General features: G+C 39.2%; 16 protein-coding genes and 4 tRNA genes. 13 read left to right on the top strand and 7 right to left on the bottom strand.

The features are described from left to right. Positions 1 to 100: 100 nt before the first annotated feature. Entirely contained in the window at positions 101 to 976 is an 876-nt protein-coding gene (locus AC1M9P_RS13780; RefSeq protein ID WP_481587988.1) for a metal-dependent hydrolase, read from the bottom strand. A 141-nt stretch (positions 977 to 1,117) separates the two neighbouring features. Between AC1M9P_RS13780 and AC1M9P_RS13775 the strand changes: the two genes are divergently transcribed. Next, a complete protein-coding gene (locus AC1M9P_RS13775) occupies positions 1,118 to 2,173 on the top strand; it encodes an AraC family transcriptional regulator (protein WP_481587987.1) in 1,056 nt (351 codons plus the stop codon). Between the two features lie 63 nt (positions 2,174 to 2,236). On the opposite strand, the gene AC1M9P_RS13770 is transcribed toward AC1M9P_RS13775, so the two are convergent. Beyond that, on the bottom strand, positions 2,237 to 3,574 hold the full coding sequence (locus AC1M9P_RS13770) for a Na+/H+ antiporter NhaC family protein (RefSeq protein WP_481587986.1): 1,338 nt from the start codon (positions 3,572 to 3,574) through the stop codon (positions 2,237 to 2,239). 351 nt (positions 3,575 to 3,925) lie between these two features. Here AC1M9P_RS13770 and trpA point away from each other — a divergent pair, with 351 nt between their 5' ends. The 4 genes from trpA to AC1M9P_RS13750 are packed head-to-tail and all read left to right on the top strand — an operon-like array spanning position 3,926 to position 7,857. Next, the gene (gene trpA, locus AC1M9P_RS13765; RefSeq protein ID WP_035267926.1) at positions 3,926 to 4,729 is read left to right on the top strand and encodes a tryptophan synthase subunit alpha; all 804 of its coding nucleotides are present in this window, start codon (positions 3,926 to 3,928) and stop codon (positions 4,727 to 4,729) included. After that, positions 4,726 to 5,622: an acetyl-CoA carboxylase, carboxyltransferase subunit beta gene (gene accD, locus AC1M9P_RS13760; protein WP_035267924.1), complete on the top strand. Its 897-nt coding sequence runs from the start codon at positions 4,726 to 4,728 to the stop codon at positions 5,620 to 5,622. The genes trpA and accD overlap by 4 nt, the downstream gene beginning before the upstream one ends. Continuing rightward, the gene (gene folC / locus AC1M9P_RS13755; RefSeq protein WP_481587985.1) at positions 5,619 to 6,908 is read left to right on the top strand and encodes a bifunctional tetrahydrofolate synthase/dihydrofolate synthase; all 1,290 of its coding nucleotides are present in this window, start codon (positions 5,619 to 5,621) and stop codon (positions 6,906 to 6,908) included. The genes accD and folC overlap by 4 nt, the downstream gene beginning before the upstream one ends. Beyond that, complete coding sequence (locus AC1M9P_RS13750; protein WP_481587984.1) at positions 6,895 to 7,857, top strand: SPOR domain-containing protein; 963 nt, start codon at positions 6,895 to 6,897, stop codon at positions 7,855 to 7,857. Before folC ends, AC1M9P_RS13750 begins: the two co-directional genes overlap by 14 nt. Positions 7,858 to 8,000: 143 nt before the next feature. On the opposite strand, the gene AC1M9P_RS13745 is transcribed toward AC1M9P_RS13750, so the two are convergent. Then, positions 8,001 to 8,642 (bottom strand): peroxiredoxin, encoded by a 642-nt coding sequence (locus tag AC1M9P_RS13745; RefSeq protein WP_481587983.1) that lies wholly within the window; start codon positions 8,640 to 8,642, stop codon positions 8,001 to 8,003. Positions 8,643 to 8,972: 330 nt separating this feature from the next. Between AC1M9P_RS13745 and secA the strand changes: the two genes are divergently transcribed. The 8 genes from secA to AC1M9P_RS13705 all read left to right on the top strand — a co-directional run bounded on the left by secA (position 8,973) and on the right by AC1M9P_RS13705 (position 15,307). Next, positions 8,973 to 11,687 (top strand): preprotein translocase subunit SecA, encoded by a 2,715-nt coding sequence (secA, locus tag AC1M9P_RS13740; protein WP_035267914.1) that lies wholly within the window; start codon positions 8,973 to 8,975, stop codon positions 11,685 to 11,687. A gap of 134 nt (positions 11,688 to 11,821) precedes the next feature. Further along, complete coding sequence (locus tag AC1M9P_RS13735) at positions 11,822 to 12,172, top strand: hypothetical protein (RefSeq protein ID WP_092768561.1); 351 nt, start codon at positions 11,822 to 11,824, stop codon at positions 12,170 to 12,172. A gap of 168 nt (positions 12,173 to 12,340) precedes the next feature. Continuing rightward, complete coding sequence (gene argJ / locus AC1M9P_RS13730) at positions 12,341 to 13,561, top strand: bifunctional glutamate N-acetyltransferase/amino-acid acetyltransferase ArgJ (protein WP_481587982.1); 1,221 nt, start codon at positions 12,341 to 12,343, stop codon at positions 13,559 to 13,561. Between the two features lie 114 nt (positions 13,562 to 13,675). Next, positions 13,676 to 14,743: a quinolinate synthase NadA gene (nadA, locus tag AC1M9P_RS13725; protein WP_481588014.1), complete on the top strand. Its 1,068-nt coding sequence runs from the start codon at positions 13,676 to 13,678 to the stop codon at positions 14,741 to 14,743. A 156-nt stretch (positions 14,744 to 14,899) separates the two neighbouring features. Next, positions 14,900 to 14,976 (top strand) — tRNA-Pro (locus tag AC1M9P_RS13720). A gap of 47 nt (positions 14,977 to 15,023) precedes the next feature. Beyond that, a tRNA-Arg gene (locus tag AC1M9P_RS13715) sits at positions 15,024 to 15,100 on the top strand. Between the two features lie 37 nt (positions 15,101 to 15,137). Beyond that, positions 15,138 to 15,213, top strand: a tRNA-His gene (locus AC1M9P_RS13710). A gap of 17 nt (positions 15,214 to 15,230) precedes the next feature. After that, positions 15,231 to 15,307: transfer RNA gene (locus tag AC1M9P_RS13705), tRNA-Pro, on the top strand. A 110-nt stretch (positions 15,308 to 15,417) separates the two neighbouring features. Here the strand turns inward: AC1M9P_RS13705 and yfiB are convergent. The 4 genes from yfiB to AC1M9P_RS13685 all read right to left on the bottom strand — a co-directional run. Continuing rightward, on the bottom strand, positions 15,418 to 15,897 hold the full coding sequence (yfiB, locus tag AC1M9P_RS13700) for an outer membrane lipoprotein YfiB (protein ID WP_481587981.1): 480 nt from the start codon (positions 15,895 to 15,897) through the stop codon (positions 15,418 to 15,420). A gap of 24 nt (positions 15,898 to 15,921) precedes the next feature. Next, positions 15,922 to 17,139 (bottom strand): diguanylate cyclase DgcN/YfiN, encoded by a 1,218-nt coding sequence (dgcN, locus tag AC1M9P_RS13695; RefSeq protein ID WP_481587980.1) that lies wholly within the window; start codon positions 17,137 to 17,139, stop codon positions 15,922 to 15,924. A gap of 5 nt (positions 17,140 to 17,144) precedes the next feature. Continuing rightward, on the bottom strand, positions 17,145 to 17,648 hold the full coding sequence (gene yfiR / locus AC1M9P_RS13690) for a regulatory sequestration protein YfiR (protein ID WP_481587979.1): 504 nt from the start codon (positions 17,646 to 17,648) through the stop codon (positions 17,145 to 17,147). Positions 17,649 to 17,689: 41 nt separating this feature from the next. Further along, positions 17,690 to 17,910, bottom strand: a 221-nt coding sequence (locus AC1M9P_RS13685) for a hypothetical protein (RefSeq protein ID WP_481587978.1), incomplete at its 5' end; no start/stop codon positions are given.

Here is a 17,910-nt window from a genome sequence, read left to right as displayed (position 1 = left end):
ATTATCTCTACAGGACAAAAGAAGAGAGAAGGAGATTAAAACTGTAAGTAATGTCGGCTAAATCATCCGAATAAAAATGATTTAGCCGGCGATAGGAATATTATCGAGCTGCTTGCCAGAATGCTTCACCAGCTTGAATTGGATCATTGGTCTCGGCTAATGTTTTTACCCAGACATCATATTGGGCAATCACAGGATGTTGGCTTGGATGAAAGTCTTTTTTAAACCAATCTAAGTATGGACCTTTCATTCTCGTTAACATGCCATTTCGACCGATAAACCATGGAAGTCCTTTGACGGTCATTTTGAAACGGTCTAAACGACTAAATCCGTCATACTTCAACATGATATTGGCACGATAAGTTGTAAATCCAAGCATCATAAAAGTTGTAAATGCCAAAGCAAATTGTCGAGTAAGTTCTGGAACATCACCGACTTGTTTCATGACATCAAAAGCCACATCACGATGCTCCATCTCTTCGATAGCATGCCATGCTAAAAGCGCGCGCACATAGGGGTGAGCATCTTCAAGGGTTGCTTTTTGACTATAAAAAGTATCAGCCATTAATGCAGTTAAGTGTTCGGCTGCAGCAGTCATGGCAATATTGTATTGAGGTGAACGACGTGTCAGTTCGAATTTAAAAATTTTGTTAAGAACCTTAATAAATTGATCGACAGGCATACCTTGATCTTTCATGACCTTATTCATCTTGTCATGCGCAATTCCATGCTGTGCTTCTTGTCGAATAAAATCTGCGACGCGTTTTTGTAATTCAGGGTCTTTGATTTTATCTCTAAATAATCGAACTGATTCAATGAAGTAGCGCTCTCCGTCTGGGAAAGTTAGACTCAATGCATCAAACATACGGGTTTTGAATGGATCTCCACCAAACCAAAAACGAGGAATTTCTGAGAGCTTGAAATTGAGATTCATGCGTACGACAGGATCGACCTGATATTTTACCAATGCGTTCATCTTATTTTCATTCATCCGCTTTAGATCGTTTAAGTATGTATGGCATTGGTCTGATTGTTTTGACAGTACTTGCCATTTTTTATACATTTTACGACAAATGAAAATGAATAAAGTCAAATTTGCCTAAAGGAATAGTGCATCGTGAAAGATATTCAAATACCCAATGGATATTTCCATTTATGGCAAACATTTATTCAAGTGAAACAGCTCGATAAAGAGATAAAGACTGCGTTAAATCAGGATGTTGATACGCTGAATAAGATTTTGGCAGCACCGATTGCCATGCAATCATCTTATTCTTTTTTCTTAAAACTTAACTCTCTCACACAGGTTTATTTGAATCGCGCCAATTATATTTTTGAAATGGCTCAATATGTGAAACCTGAGCATTTTGGTGTGCTTGGATATATGGCGACACGAAGTGAGACGGTGGCGGAAGCACTGAACTATATTTTAAGATTTAGCCGCTTGGTGATTGATGGTGAAGAGATTACTCCCATGCAGATTCACCAGAACGGTGAAATACTGATTTTAAGCTGGCCGTTTATTTGTGATGACTATAATTTTATCAATGAGTTGACGAATGCCATGATGGTTTCATTGGCAAAGCAAATATTAGTGCATGATACCTTTCCACTGTATAAAGTGATCATGGCGCATGAAGCTATCGCACCATTGTATGAATATCAAAAGTTCTATGGTTGTCAGGTAGAGTTCAGCCAAGTTGAATATCAGTTTCAAATTCGCACGCAGGGGTTGCAGCTAAAACCCCAACAAGCAGATCCTTCACTTATGCAATTGTTGGTTCAACAAGCGGAAGAGGCGATTGCATCAAAACCCGTGCAATCGAGTCTTGATCGGCAACTCCACTTAATTATTGCTGAGTATTTGCGTATTCGTCACGAAGCGCCAAAGATTGAAGATATTGCGACAGAATTATGTTTGTCGGTGAGGACTTTGCAACGACAATTAAAAGATCGTGGAACATCATTTAAACGCATACTTGAGCAAGAGCGGATGTCACAATGTGAGCGCCTATTAAATCAGGGGCTAGAGTTAACGGATATCGCAGTGCAACTCGGTTACTCAGATCAGTCTGCGCTTGCTAGAGCATTTAAAATGTATAATGGAATAACGCTGTTGCAGTTTAAAAAACAACTTAAACAACGTCCAATTCATCGTCATAATCTAAGTTAGAACATGAAAAATAAAAAAGGTAAGCATCTAGCTTACCTTTAAAGACTCTATTTTTATGCTAGTCTAAATTTGATTCATCTGTATTTTGGGATATCTAAAAGCAATGGAGAGTATAGCAATCACCGCTAAGATCCAACAGTAATAAACGTTTTGGATCATTTCCATTGGCGATAATTTTGCAATTGAACACGCCAATAATAATTGTGCGCCAAACGGAATTAAGCCTTGAACAACACAAGAAAAAATATCCAACAAAGCAGCCGAGCGTTTTGGGTCAACACCATATTCTTTAGCAACTTCACGTGCCATATCGCCAGATAGAATAATGGCAACAGTATTATTCGCCACAAAGAAATTAGACAAGATCACCAGAAGGCAAATTCCGATTTCACCAGCTCTTTGCGTCCCCACTTTGAATAAACGCGTAAGTTGATAAATGCGTTGTATTAGCCACTCTAAGCCACCTTCTTTTCGCATAAGGGCAGAAATACCACCGAGTAACATTGAAAGCAATGCGACTTCAAACATGCCCAAAAAGCCATCGTAAATCGCATTATTTAATTTAAGTAGGTTAAAGTCAGGGGCTTGAATCAGACCGACGAGTCCAGACATAACAATGCCCAGCATAAGTACAGCCAACACATGTAATCGGCTAAAAGCCAAAGCAAATACGGCTAAATAAGGCAAGATCAGCCAAAAATTATAGTCATTGAAAGAAATTTGTTGCGTATCACGACTCATCACAAAATAAATCAAAATCGTGAAAAGTGCTGCTGGTACTGCAATCCATACATTGACTTTAAATTTATCTTTTAGTTCTACACGTTGGCTACGAGTTGCGGCGATAGTGGTATCTGAAATCATCGACAAGTTATCACCAAACATGGCTCCTCCAACCACAGCGCCAATCGCAACAACAGGATTTATATCAGTGACTTGAGTGAAGCCAAATGCGATCGGCGCACAAGCAGCGATAGTACCCATCGAGGTGCCCATCGCAGTAGCAATAAACGCTGAAATAACAAAGAGCATTGGCAGGACAAAAGCCGAAGGAATGAGAGATAAACCTAATTGTACTGTTGCATCAACACTACCAATGGCACTACTAATACTGGCAAAAGCACCTGCCAGCATAAAGACCATAAACATTAAAATAAGATTAGGATGGCTTGCCCCACGGAGAAACTCATCTATACCTGTATTTAATTTGCCACGATAAAGTAATACCGCAAGAATGAGGGCAGGGATAGCAGCAATGGGTGCTTTAATTTGGTAGAAGGCAAACTCAGTGCCAATCAGAGTGTGATAAATACCGCTGCCCAAAAAAATGGCTAAAAACACAATAAGCGGTAGAAGGGCAAGCGCTCGCGAAGAAGCTTTGCCTGGGGAGATTGTGGTCATAACATAAGAAATAAAAGAGTAAGCATGTATAGTATAGAACAGCTTTGGCTAATTCAGAAAAGTTAAAATGTAAGTGCTAAGCTATTTGTTTTTAAACATTTTTAATCAATAAACATAAGTTCATATAAATATTCATGATTTAGAAAAAACAGAAAAAATCGAGCTTTTTGATCATTGTTAAAAAAATCAAAACATTGATAAATATGCACTTGGAATACTTAACTGAAAAGAGTGTTTGGTGCTTTTCATCACACTCTGTTCAATGAGTAAAAAATAGCGTTACAATGGGCCGTCTTGTATTTTACAAAACCAACTCCTCAATTCTATACAATTCAAGGAAAGTACATCCCTATGTCACGTTTAGCCACACGATTTGCACAGCTTAAATCTCAACAGCGTAAGGCTCTAGTTTCTTATGTCATGGCAGGTGACCCTCATCCACACGTAACGGTTCCTTTGTTACATCAAATGGTGGAAGCAGGTGTGGATGTAATTGAACTTGGCTTACCATTTTCAGATCCAATGGCCGATGGTCCAGTGATTGCACTTGCGGCTGAGCGTGCATTGGCAGCCGGTACAAATACATTGGATGCATTGGAAATGGTCAAGCAATTCCGTGAAAAGGACACAGATACACCAGTGGTGTTGATGGGTTATTTGAATCCTGTAGAAGTCATTGGATATGAAAAATTTGTATCAACTGCTCATGACTGTGGTGTGGACGGTATTCTTTTGGTGGACTTACCACCTGAAGAAGCACAAGCGCTCGATGTTGTCTTGAAAAAGTTTGATATGGATCAGATCTTCTTGTTGGCGCCAACATCTACAGATCAACGTATTCAACATGTCGCTAATCAAGCGAGTGGTTTTATTTACTACGTGTCTTTGAAGGGTGTAACAGGTGCAGCGACTTTAGATGTGAATGAAGCTGCTCAACGCATCGAAAAAATCAAGTCGATGACGGATGTACCTGTTGGTGTAGGTTTTGGTATTAGTGATGCAGCCTCTGCAAAAGCAATCGGAAGCGCAGCGGATGCGGTCATTGTTGGTAGTGCTTTTGTTAAACCATTTGCACAGACAACTCCTGATCAAGCAGTTGAACAGGCGGTCAATAAAGTCAAGGAGCTTCGAGCAGCGCTCGATGAGTTAGTATGAATCAAGAAGTTAAATCAGGGAAAACTTTAGCACCTGCAACACCTTGGACAGATCGTTCAGTACCAGGTATTCAAATCCCTGATCAACAGCAATCGTTAAAAGCGACGTTTACTGAGCCTACGATTGAATGTCCAGAATGTCATGCTCTGGTGACTCGTACGGCGATGTCTTTCAATGCTTATGTTTGTCCTCAATGTGATGAGCATTTAAAAATGAAAGCACGTGACCGCTTAAATTGGTTCTTTGATCAAACCGCAAAAGAATTAGGTCAAGAGTTTGTTGCAAAAGACCCACTCAAGTTTGTCGATAGCAAAGCTTATCCTGTGCGTATGAAAGAAGCACAAGAGAAAACTGGCGAAACTGAAGCACTCGTGGTGATGGAAGGGCAAATCAAAGGTTTATCATTAATCGCTTGTGCATTTGAATTTGATTTCATGGGCGGTTCAATGGGTACGGTAGTTGGTGATCGATTTGTACAAGCAGCAGAGCGTGCGATTGAAACCAAACAGCCAATGATTTGTTTTGCTGCCTCTGGTGGTGCTCGTATGCAAGAAGGAATGCTTTCTTTAATGCAAATGGCACGTACATCAGCTGCGATTCAAAAAATGAAAGATGCTCGTATTCCGTACATTGTTGTATTAACTCATCCAGTATATGGTGGTGTGACCGCATCTTTAGCCATGTTGGGTGATGTGCATATTGCTGAGCCTAAAGCAATGATTGGTTTTGCTGGTAAACGTGTCATTGAACAGACTGTACGCGAAAAGTTAGAAGAGCCGTTTCAACGTGCTGAATTCTTGCTTGATCATGGTGTAGTCGATCAAATTGTTCATCGTCATGCATTACGTGATACAGTTTATCGTATCGTAGCGAAATTGATGAATTTGCCTTGAACCTCACTGCTCCACTCAGTACAGATAGTTTACAAACATGGCTCGATTATTGGAGCCATGTTCACGTTACAGGAATTGATTTAGGGCTTGAACGCGTCATTCCTGTGGCTGAAAAATTGGGCGTTACACACCCGCAAGTGAAAGTCATTACTGTCGCTGGTACGAATGGTAAGGGTTCAACAACCACAACCTTAGCTTCTATTCTGAATGCTCAAGGATATCAAGTCGGTCTCTATCAATCTCCGCATATCTATCGTTTCAATGAGCGTGTAAAACTCGCAGGTCAGGAAGTTTCAGATGAGCTTCTGATCGAAGCATTCGTTCAAGTTGATCAAGCACGACGTGAATGTGATTTAAGTTTATCTTTCTTTGAAGCAACAACCCTCGCAGCTTTTGTCATCTTCAAACAACAGAAATGTGATGTTTGGGTGTTGGAAGTTGGACTTGGGGGACGTTTGGATGTTGTGAATGTCGTTAATCCAAATGTTGCTGTCATTACCAATATTGGATTGGATCACACAGATTGGCTGGGTGACACCATTGAAAAAATTGCTTTTGAGAAAGCGGGTATTATTCGTCCAGATATTCCAGTCATTTTTGGTGGGCAACAAATACTTCCAACATCAATTCAGGATAAAGTGATTGCATGTAATGCGACGCTGTCATGTCTAAATCAGGATTATTTTTATCAAGCAAATGGTGATGGTAAAACTTGGACATTTTCAAGTTCAGCACTGACCTTAAAATTACCATGTGGTCAGTTGGCCCTAGATAATGTTTCTACTGCCGTGGCTGCATTATTGGTTAGTGGATTGAAAATTTCTCAAACTGCACTAGAGCAGGGCATTATTCAAGCACATTTACCAGGTCGATTTGAAATAAGGGAAATCGCAGGAAAAACAGTGATTTTCGATGCGGGACATAATCCGCATGGTGTAGAATTTTTGTTAAAGCAATTGCGAAATTATTTAGAATACAATAAACAGTACACAGAAGTTATCGCTGTGTTTTCGATGTTAGCGGATAAAGATATAGATTCAGTCGTTAATTTATTGAAAAACACGGTATTTATGTGGAAAATTGCGCCGATGGATGTGCCTCGTGCAGCACCATTAAAACAATTAGAGTCAGCGCTTCAAGGTGAGACAGTACAACAGTATTCAAATGTACAGGTCGCATTTAAATCAGCACTTGAAGAAACAAAAAATAATCAGCTGATTTTGGTGTGTGGTTCGTTTCATACCTTAGAAGCGGTCTGGGAGTATTTAGAGAATGTCAATGAATAACAAACAACGCTGGATGGGTGGTGTTGTTTTATTGGGTGGTGGTGTTTTATTGGCAGCATTACTTCTAAAAGGCAAAGAAGAGATCCACCAAAATAATGTTGAACAACCGGTTGAAGCTGTTCAACAAAAAAAGAATGAACCTGAAGCAGTACAACTTCAACCTCTCACAGTTGATGTGGAAACTGAAAAGCGTTTACTTGAAGAGCAACGACGTGCTCGTGAGAAAGCTGTGGCAGAGCAAGAGGCTCGTGCTGCTGAATATTTAAGAATGCAACAAGAGGCCGAAGCTGAAGCCGCACGTCGCGCTGCTGAAGAATATGCTGCAATGAATGCTCGTCGAAACGCTGCTCAGCAAAGTTCAGACAATATTCCTCCTGAATTGGTTGAGGATGAAGCTGAAAAGCAAAAGCGTTTGGCTGAAGAAAAACGCATAGCTGAACAGAAGCGTTTAGCTGAGCAAAAAGAACAACAGGCGAAATCCTCAGAAGAACAAAAGCGTAAAGCCGAAGCAGAAAAACGTGCAGCTGAAAAGAAAGCAGCAGAGCAAAAAGCTGCTGAGGAAAAACGTAAAGCAGAAGAAGCGAAGAAGAAAGCTGAAGCTGATAAAAAAGCTGCAGAAGAGAAAAAACGCAAAGCTGCTGAAGAAGCGAAGAAAAAAGCTGAGGCAGAAAAAGCTCGTGATCTGCTGGAAAATGGAGATCGTCAATGGATGGTTCAAGTGGCATTGGCTGCGAATGAGGCGAATGCAGATGCGCTTGCGGCTAAGCTTCGTGCTAAAGGATATAAGGTAACGAAGAGTCCGACGTCGAAAGGTATTCGAATTATGGTTGGTCCATCTAAAGATCGTGATTCGGCAGATGCGTTACGTAAGAAAATTAACAGTGATGCAAGTTTAAATATGAAATCAGCATGGGTGATTGATTGGGTACCACTGGATAAGCGTCAATAGTTTCTTGCTTTGTTTTAGAAAAAAGGATTCAAACTATAATTTGAATCCTTTTTTAAATCAATATGTTAAAGAATATAAGCCATAATCAAAAAAAAGCCTATCTGAGGATAGGCTGAACGCTGAAACTTGATGGCTCGTCAAAATTAATCAAGATCAGGTTGAGGTGTTAAACGTAGATAAGGTGTCACTGCCTTGTACCCTTTAGGGAAGCGTTGTTGAATTTCATTTTCGTCTTTAATAGAGGGAACAATCACAACATCTTCACCATGCTGCCAGTTTGCAGGGGTTGCCACTTTATAGTTATCTGTTAACTGTAATGAATCTATAACACGTAAAATTTCATGGAAATTGCGACCAGTTGACGCTGGATACGTAATAATCAAGCGTACTTTTTTATTTGGATCAATGATCACAAGAGATCGGACAGTTAGGGTCTCGCTGGCATTGGGATGGATGAAATCATATAAAGTCGAAACTTTACGATCCTGATCAGCAATGATTGGGAAGTTTACAGTGGTAGACTGAGTTTCATTGATATCTTTAATCCAACCATGATGTGATTCAACATCATCTACAGAGAGAGCAATCGCTTTAACATTACGTTTTTCAAACTCGTCTTTTAGCTTTGCTGTAAAACCTAATTCCGTCGTACATACGGGAGTGTAGTCGGCAGGGTGTGAAAATAAAACTCCCCAATTATCTCCTAGAAAATCATAAAAATTAATTACTCCTTCACTTGATTGCTGTTCAAAGTCTGGAGCGGTGTCACCTAAACGTAATGCCATATATACCTCTATTCTTATCAAAACCTTAATGTGCTGAAATTAATATGGCGGAAACTCTTTATAATTAAAAATAGTGTTTTTTTATTTAGTTATGAAAAAAACAGATTTATTTGAATGTCTGAAGGCAAATAAACGTTCATAAATTTGAATTTGAACGATATATATTTCTGATCAAATTTGCTACATTAACTCGCCGTTGCTCATGCGTCATGGAAAATAATCCAGAAATTTTTTGATTGCATTTGTTTAAAACCCTTGTACTTCAAATTTCTAGCACCATAATAACGTTTGAGAAAAATCATTTTGATAAGTAAGTTTTAGAGAGTCTATATGTTGGCAAGTCTGATCGGAGGAATCTTCGGTACTAAAAACGAGCGCGAATTGAAGCGTATGCGCAAAATTGTCGAGAAGATCAATGCGCTCGAGCCGACGATATCTGTGTTAAGTGATGCAGACTTATCTGCAAAAACAGAAGAATTCAAACAACGTTATAAAAACGGCGAAAGTCTTGATCGCTTGTTACCAGAAGCTTTCGCAGTATGTCGTGAAGCTGGTAAGCGTATTATGGGTATGCGTCATTATGACGTACAGTTGATTGGTGGTATTACCCTACATGAAGGTAAAATTGCAGAAATGCGTACAGGTGAAGGTAAAACCCTAATGGGTACTTTGGCTGTATATTTAAATGCAATTAGTGAACAAGGTGTTCACGTTATTACTGTCAATGATTATCTGGCGCAACGTGATGCTGAGTTAAACCGTCCACTTTATGAATTTTTGGGATTATCTGTTGGGGTGATCTACTCCATGCAGAATCCTGTCGAAAAAGCAGAAGCTTATCGAGCAGACATTACCTACGGTACAAACAACGAATTTGGTTTCGACTATCTTCGTGACAATATGGTGTTCTCGTTAGCCGAGAAAAAACAACGTGGTCTTGCCTATGCGATTATCGATGAGGTTGACTCAATCTTAATTGACGAAGCACGTACTCCACTTATTATTTCGGGTCAAAGCGAAGATTCCTCACAACTTTACGCGGCAATGAATGCGATTCCGCCAAAGTTACATGCTCAAAAAGAAGAAAAAGTTGCAGATGGTGGGCACTTCTGGATCGATGAAAAGCAACGTTCAGTCGAAATCACAGAAGCTGGTTTTGAAGCCATTGAAAGTGAACTTATTGCGATGGGATTATTGGCAGAAGGTGAGAGTCTATATTCTGCAGCCAACTTAAATCTTGTTCATCATGTGACAGCTTCTATTCGCGCACATTACTTGTATCAACGTAACGTGCATTATATTGTCCATGACGGTGAAGTGATTATTGTCGACGAAAATACAGGTCGTACGATGCCTGGTCGTCGTTGGTCTGAAGGTTTACATCAAGCGGTAGAAGCGAAAGAAGGTTTAGAGATTCAACCTGAAAACCAAACGCTTGCAACGACCACATTCCAAAACTATTTCCGTTTATACCGTAAACTTTCAGGTATGACAGGTACAGCAGATACTGAAGCTGCTGAAATGAAAGAAATTTATGGCTTAGATGTGGTGTTGATTCCAACCCATCGTCCAATGATTCGTAAAGATCTGAATGACTTAATTTATTTGAATCGTAATGGTAAATACAATGCGATTATTGAAGAAATTAAGAAAATTCATGAAGCTGGTGTTGCACCGATTTTGATTGGTACGGCAACAATTGAAGCTTCTGAAATCTTATCGGATAAACTGAAAGAAGCGGGTATCGCACACGAAGTACTAAATGCCAAACAGCATGAGCGTGAAGCGGATATTATTGCGCAAGCCGGCTCTCCACGTGCGGTGACCATCGCGACCAACATGGCAGGGCGTGGTACGGATATCTTGCTCGGTGGTAACTGGAAAGCGAAACTGGCAAAAATTGAAAATCCAACTCCTGAAGATGAAGCACGTTTAAAAGCAGAATGGGAACAAAATAACCAACTGGTGCTGAATTCTGGTGGTTTACACATCATTGGTTCTGAACGTCATGAATCTCGTCGTATTGATAACCAATTACGTGGTCGTTCAGGTCGTCAAGGTGATCCAGGTGTTTCGCGTTTCTTCTTGTCGTTAGAAGATGATTTGATGCGTATCTTTGCGGGTGATCGTGTCGTCGCAATGATGCGTGCAATGGGTCTGCAAGAAAATGAAGCCATTGAACATAAAATGGTATCTCGTTCGATTGAAAACGCGCAACGTAAAGTTGAAGCGCGTAACTTCGATATTCGTAAGAACCTGTTGAAGTATGATGATGTAAATAACGAACAACGTAAAATTATTTACTCACAGCGTGATGAAATTCTGGCAGAAAGTACTTTGCAAGAATACATCGAGTCAATGCATGAAGAAGTGATGAAAGGGGTGATTGAAACGTATATCCCACCTGAATCAATTCATGATCAGTGGGATGTCCCAGGTCTTGAATCTGCATTACGCTCAGACTTTAATATTGATCTTCCTGTGCAGCAATGGTTGGATCAAGATCGTCGATTAGATGAAGAAGCATTAGCACGTCGTATCACTGATGAGGTTTTACAACGCTATCGTGCGCGTCGTGAACAAATGGGTGCTGAATCTGCAGCAGTGTTAGAACGAAACTTTATGTTAAGTTCTTTAGATCGCCACTGGAAAGATCATTTAGCAGCGATGGATTATTTACGTCAAGGTATTCATTTACGCGGTTATGCGCAAAAGAATCCTGAGCAGGAATATAAGAAAGAAGCATTCAATCTGTTTGTAAATATGTTAGCTGTCATTAAGTCTGATGTTGTGACAGATCTTTCATTGGTACGTTTACCAACGCCTGAAGAGCTGGCAGAAATGGAAGCACAGCAGCAAGCTCAAGCTGAAGCGATGCAACTTTCACTTTCTCATGCTGAAGTTGATGGTTTAACAGGTGAGCAAACAGTTAATACTCAAGAATTGGATCAGAATGAAGTTGAGATTACGCCACCTCAAAGCCGTAATGCACCTTGTCCATGTGGTTCTGGTTTAAAATACAAGCAGTGTCACGGTAAAATCTAAATTTCATGAAGCAGAACTTAGGTTCTGCTTTTTTTATTTTATTATAGTGCTTGGTCAGTTCATGTGAATAAGCATTGCCAATTTTCTCAGTTAATGCTATTTAATTTTGCATGATTGAATATATGGAAGCGACAATGAAAAAAATACTAAAACCGGCTTTATTTGCAGTTTTTGCTTTACCAGCTTTTGCATTTGCCAATACTGATACAAAAACTGTACCTCTAGCGAAAGTTCAAGCAGCTGCGGGTGTTACTCAAGCACAAACTGAAGTTAAAAATGACTCCACAACGGTGATAAGTCCACGCACTGGTATTCGTTATACACTTGGTAATACGGCTGGTCGACCAATTATTCTTCAAACAGCTGCAATTGCACCAGCAACTCCAGCTACAGCAAATCGTATTGTTGCATCAAATCCAGCTCTTTCAAGTTCAAGTCAAGAAAAAGCAAAACAAGCTTTATTAGAACAAACTGTCTCTAATTAATTTTAGAATTCGTACACAAGCCAGTCTTTGACTGGCTTTATTGTTTTTAGGGATCAATATTTATTTCAAATCATTCATTTCAATCAACCCTAATGCCTTATTCACTCGATTTTTTTTCTAATTTCTAATAAGCTTAGCCATCATTTTTTTTAATTCGGACAATCAAAAATGGCGGTGGGTGACGTATCAATGCCACAAATGCATGTGGTAAAGGGTGTGAAAATTGGCTCAGCAGAAGCGTATATACGTTACCCAAATCGACGTGACTTGGTTGTATTTGAATTCGCACAAGGCACTCAAGTTGCAGGTGTATTTACCCAAAATGCTTTTTGCGCAGCGCCAGTACATATTTCAAAACTGCATTTGTCTCAAACAAATCCACGTTACCTTGTAATTAATACAGGCAATGCGAATGCAGGTACTGGTCCTACAGGTATGAAAAATGCAAAGGACACTTGTGCTGAATTTGCCAAAATTGCTAGTGTAAATGAGAACGAGGTTTTGCCATTCTCAACAGGCGTAATTGGTGAACAATTACCAATGGAGCGTTTGATTGCTGGGTTAAAACCAGCATTTGAGAGTCTTGAAGATGATGTATGGCCTCAGGCAGCTTTAGGTATTATGACGACCGATACTTTGCCTAAGGGCGCTTCTGAACAATTTGAAATTGACGGGGTTGTGTATGCAATGACGGGTATTTCAAAAGGTGCAGGAATGATCCGTCCTAATATGGCAACAATGTTGTCTTTCGTAGCGACAGATGCGCCTATTGCTCGTGAATTGGTTCAAAAACTATTAAAAACCACGGTCGAACAATCATTTAATCGCATCACGATTGATGGTGATACATCTACTAATGACTCTTGTATTTTTGCAGCAACTGGTCAAGCAGGTGGTGCTGAAATTACATCTGAAGAAGATGCTCGTTATTCTATTGTTTTAGATGTACTTACACGTGTTATGAAGCGCTTAGCTCAGTTGATCGTTCGAGATGGTGAAGGTGCAACCAAATTTATAACTGTTTCAGTTGAAGGTGGTGCAAATACGCAAGAGTGTTGTGATATCGCTTACAGCATTGCACATTCACCTTTGGTAAAAACAGCGTTCTTTGCTTCTGATCCTAACTGGGGGCGTATCTTGGCTGCAATTGGTTATGCTGGTGTCCAAGATTTAAATGTCGACAAAATCCAAGTATGGTTAGATGATGTCCAGATCTGCAAAGATGGTGGTGCAGCGGCAGATTACACAGAAGAGGCTGGTGCTAAAGTAATGAATCAATCAGAAATTACAATTCGCGTTGATTTGGGTCGTGGTTCTGCCAAAGATACGGTTTACACCTGTGATTTGTCATATGATTATGTCAAGATCAATGCAGATTATCGTTCTTAAATAAATAAAGCCTCCCTGTTGAGGCTTTTTATTTATCAAATTTTAATGATTGGTCAAATCCAATCGGTGTGTAATTGCTTATATTGATAAGCGCTATGGATAGAGATGCAAATAATGAATGATGCAACCAATTTAATTGCAAATGATGCGAAAGCAATTGTTCAAGCTCATTTAGACCTGATTGGTGAATCTAGCAATCAAGATTTAACACCAGAGTTAAAGCAGCAAAAATTTGCTGAGATCCAAGCTGAATTGGAAAAGCGTAATGCGGTATTGGTTGCTCATTATTATTGTGATCCAGTCGTACAGGAGCTTGCGGAGCTTACTGGTGGTTGTGTTTCAGATTCACTTGAAATGGCACGTTTTGGGCGTGACAATGATGCGACAACACTCGTTGTGGCTGGTGTGAAGTTTATGGGTGAAACTTCTAAAATTTTATCACCTAACAAAACCATTTTAATGCCTACTTTAGAGGCAACTTGTTCACTCGATCTAGGTTGTCCTGTAGATGAGTTTACCAAGTTCTGTGATGCTCATCCTGATCATACTGTTGTGGTTTATGCAAATACCTCAGCTGCGGTAAAAGCACGTGCAGATTGGGTGGTAACATCTAGTTGTGCTGTCGAAATTATTGAGCATTTAGATAGTTTAGGTGAAAAAATTATTTGGGCACCTGATCAGCATTTAGGACGTTACATTCAAAAGAAAACTGGAGCGGATATGTTGCTCTGGGATGGTTCTTGTATCGTACATGAAGAATTTAGAGCACGTGGCATCGCTCAGATGAAAGCCATCTATCCTGATGCTGCAGTTTTAGTCCATCCTGAATCACCAGAATCAGTGATTGATGTTGCTGATGCAGTAGGAAGTACTTCGCAATTGATTAAGGCTGCAAAAGAACTACCGCATGAAACAATGATTGTTGCGACCGATCGCGGTATTTTTTATAAGATGCAGCAAATGGTGCCGAATAAGACTTTGATTGAGGCTCCTACGGCAGGTGAGGGAGCGACTTGTCGTTCTTGTGCACACTGTCCATGGATGGCAATGAATGAATTGGATGGCATTTTGCATGTTTTACGACATGGTGATCAGGAAGTGCATGTTGATCCCGCTTTAGCAGAGCGCGCTAAATTACCATTAGATCGAATGTTAAACTTTAGTGCGTCATTAAAGCGTTAATATTAGTCAAAATGCTTGATAAATATACATTTGAAGTGTTTTTTTGATTTTTTTTGAAGATAGGTGTTGACGTTGTCCAGCGTCACGCCTAGAATGCACACCGTACCGAACGATACATCAAACGATAAGTTGAACGGTACAAAAGCTGAGATGAATCGGAGTATAGCACAGCCTGGTAGTGCACCTGGTTTGGGACCAGGGGGTCGTAGGTTCGAATCCTACTGCTCCGACCAATTCTTCAAGGCAAAGGTTTTCCAATGATCTCGCAATCATGGGTAATGCGCCTGTAGCTCAGTTGGATAGAGCATCCGCCTTCTAAGCGGATGGTCACAGGTTCGAATCCTGTCAGGCGCGCCATTGGTCGCTTGATTTTATAGAACCAAATTTTGTGATGGTGGATGTAGCTCAGTTGGTAGAGCCCCGGATTGTGATTCCGGTTGTCGCGGGTTCGAATCCCGTCATTCACCCCAACACAAACCTATGTAATCGGAGTATAGCACAGCCTGGTAGTGCACCTGGTTTGGGACCAGGGGGTCGTAGGTTCGAATCCTACTGCTCCGACCATTTATTTAATTATAAATGGTCAGATAAAAGATACCGCGTTAAGCGGTTTTTTTATGTCTGATTTTTGCTGTTAAAAAAAGATCCTATCAGGATCTTTTTTTGTTGAATGTTTAAGGCACGATAATAACAGCAACGCGTCTATTTTCTGCATGGGCAGCGTCAGTATTTGCAGTATTAATAGGTTGGGTTGAACCGCGACCAATGGTTTGGATATGAGCAGGGTTAAAACCCTCTTCAATAAAAATAGTGCTTACGCTTCGAGCACGGCTTTCAGAAAGTTTAAAATTATAATCTGGATTGCCAATAAGATCGGTATGACCGACGATACGGACTTTCTTTAAATTGTATTTTTTTAGTTGTGCTGCGAGATGTTGAATCTGTTCACGATTTTTTTGAGAGATTTCAGCCTGATCGAAATCGAAAAGAAGTCGTTCGGGTAGTCCTAAACTCCAACCTTCCTCTGTGAGAACGAAACCTTGTTGTTTTAACATTTTTACTTGTTTATAGCTTAAAGATCCCATACCCAAGCATGCACTTAATCCTATACAAAGAATGCTCATGATAAAAAGTTTGAAACTACGGTTGAGCATAGGTATTAATCCTCAGTAAAAATTCTATTGTTGAAATATGTGCCAATGATGTTTTAGATTCTTCGCTTTGTACATCGCTTGGTCTGCTTGAGAAATTAAGTCCTCTGGGTTATGAGCTTCTTTAGCCAAAGCAATACCAAGACTAAAACTAAAATGAATTGATTGTCCGTTATATTTTAATGGCTCATCAGAACATTTTATAAGATTTTCGGCGATCGAAATTAAGTGATCAACCTGACTGACAGGACTTAATATAATTGCAAATTCATCCCCGCTTAATCTTGCGACAAAATCATTTTGACGAGTGTTTTGTTTTAATCGGTTTGCCATCTCTTTCAACACTTCATCCCCCACTAAATGACCATATTGATCGTTAATAGACTTAAATTTATTGTTATCTATAAAAATCAAAACAGTATTTTCACGTTTATCAGGCTGATCGAAAAGGTTACACAAAACTTTATAAAAGTAATGTCGGTTTGGTAAATGTGTTAATTCATCATGTTGTACTTGATAATTAAGCTGCGTATTTTCAGACTGTAATTGGTTGTGCCAAGATTGAATTTCTTCTAACAGTTGATTAAATACTGAGTTTAGATGATGAAATTCTTGAATATCATTTTTTGGAAAGCGGAGATTGTATGCTTTTTGTTGACTCACTAATTGTGCTGTATGAATAATTGGTGATATAGAATTCATAATATGACGATAGGTTGCATTAACCGACCACCATAAGGCGAAAATCATAAAAAGCATACCTAAGATCAAGGCTAAGCAAATCTTGATAATGAATAAAATGATATCTTGAGAACTGCCGAATAGATGAAGTTCTCCGACCAATTGTCCATTGTGAGTAATGTCAATTTGAATTGGCTTAGAGAAAAATAATCCATCAAACCAAGTTTGAAGTTCTGAGTGGCGATCTCTCAGTTTGCTGCTTTCAGTGATTTTAACTTTATTGCTATCCAATACTTGGATAAGGCGAATTGAGTGTTGTTGTGTGTACTCGTGTAAAATATTGTCTAAAGTGTATTTATCTTGGAAAACAAGAGCAGGTTGAATGCGTTCCGCAATTGTGCGACTCACTAAGGTTAAGTTTTGATTGGCGTATGATTTCACCGTAAAAATTGAAATCGTTGTAAAAATTAAAGTGCAGATCAAAAAAGTAATCGCAAAAATTAAAAATTGTGATCTTCTAAATAGTGATTGGAGTGAAGTTAATCCAAAAAATTTATCAATCATCTGAATTACTCCATGTTCTGTGCAAGAAGTAATACACGAGGATCAACGTGGATTTTAGTTTTTGCAAGACTGTCTAAATTGACTTTAAATTTTGTAATACCTGCTTTATTGCTATAGAGACAGAAAACACTTCCAACCTCGCAATCTTCATTATTTGTTGAAAATGAGAGAATTGATTTGTTTAGGGATTCTCCGATGAGCTTTTGTTCGACTGTTGGAGAAGATTTAGAGAAAAATATAACATCACAATTGGTCTTGTTTAATTCGTAATCATGAATATTTTGTGCTTTGATCTTTGAATTTTGCTTTAGAATTATTTGATTAAACTCTGCTAATGCCACAGTGTTATCAATTAGACATAAATCTGGTTGTGGAGATGAAATTTTGGCATAGCTCAAAATAGATAGGGTCATTTGATAAATGTTCTGGTTGGAATTGGCATGGCTAAAGCTGCACATCAAAAGCAGTAGGGAGATCAATACGGCTTTTTTGATTTTAAATATAGCCATTTAGTAACATAGTTCTAGTCAGTTAAATAATAGAGACTATTCTAATCTAATTTTAATAAAGTTAAAGTGTTCGATTTTTTATCAATATCATACTGAATGATGTGAATTTGATTATTAAATACCCACTCAATACTCATAATTTTAAAAAATACTAAAATATTAAAAAAAGTAGTTGCATTGGGGGAGGAATGCTGTAGAATGCACATCCATCGGCGGTGATGTTGATTAAAACTTGTTGAAAAACAAAGGTTTAGCTGAATAG

Source organism: Acinetobacter sp. 25-47-122, assembly GCF_056779695.1.
The sequence above is the reverse complement of the archived record's forward strand: the minus strand, read 5'-3'. Positions and strand labels throughout refer to the sequence as shown.

Excerpts from the sequence above, each read along its gene's own strand:
- yfiB (WP_481587981.1), bottom strand. The coding sequence starts at position 15,897 with ATGCTCAACCGTAGTTTCAAACTTTTTATCATGAGCATTCTTTGTATA.
- accD (WP_035267924.1), top strand. The coding sequence starts at position 4,726 with ATGAATCAAGAAGTTAAATCAGGGAAAACTTTAGCACCTGCAACACCT.
- secA (WP_035267914.1), top strand. The coding sequence starts at position 8,973 with ATGTTGGCAAGTCTGATCGGAGGAATCTTCGGTACTAAAAACGAGCGC.
- AC1M9P_RS13780 (WP_481587988.1), bottom strand. The coding sequence starts at position 976 with ATGAACGCATTGGTAAAATATCAGGTCGATCCTGTCGTACGCATGAAT.
- trpA (WP_035267926.1), top strand. The coding sequence starts at position 3,926 with ATGTCACGTTTAGCCACACGATTTGCACAGCTTAAATCTCAACAGCGT.
- yfiR (WP_481587979.1), bottom strand. The coding sequence starts at position 17,648 with ATGGCTATATTTAAAATCAAAAAAGCCGTATTGATCTCCCTACTGCTT.
- dgcN (WP_481587980.1), bottom strand. The coding sequence starts at position 17,139 with ATGATTGATAAATTTTTTGGATTAACTTCACTCCAATCACTATTTAGA.
- AC1M9P_RS13735 (WP_092768561.1), top strand. The coding sequence starts at position 11,822 with ATGAAAAAAATACTAAAACCGGCTTTATTTGCAGTTTTTGCTTTACCA.
- AC1M9P_RS13745 (WP_481587983.1), bottom strand. The coding sequence starts at position 8,642 with ATGGCATTACGTTTAGGTGACACCGCTCCAGACTTTGAACAGCAATCA.
- nadA (WP_481588014.1), top strand. The coding sequence starts at position 13,676 with ATGAATGATGCAACCAATTTAATTGCAAATGATGCGAAAGCAATTGTT.
- AC1M9P_RS13770 (WP_481587986.1), bottom strand. The coding sequence starts at position 3,574 with ATGACCACAATCTCCCCAGGCAAAGCTTCTTCGCGAGCGCTTGCCCTT.
- AC1M9P_RS13750 (WP_481587984.1), top strand. The coding sequence starts at position 6,895 with ATGTCAATGAATAACAAACAACGCTGGATGGGTGGTGTTGTTTTATTG.
- argJ (WP_481587982.1), top strand. The coding sequence starts at position 12,341 with ATGGCGGTGGGTGACGTATCAATGCCACAAATGCATGTGGTAAAGGGT.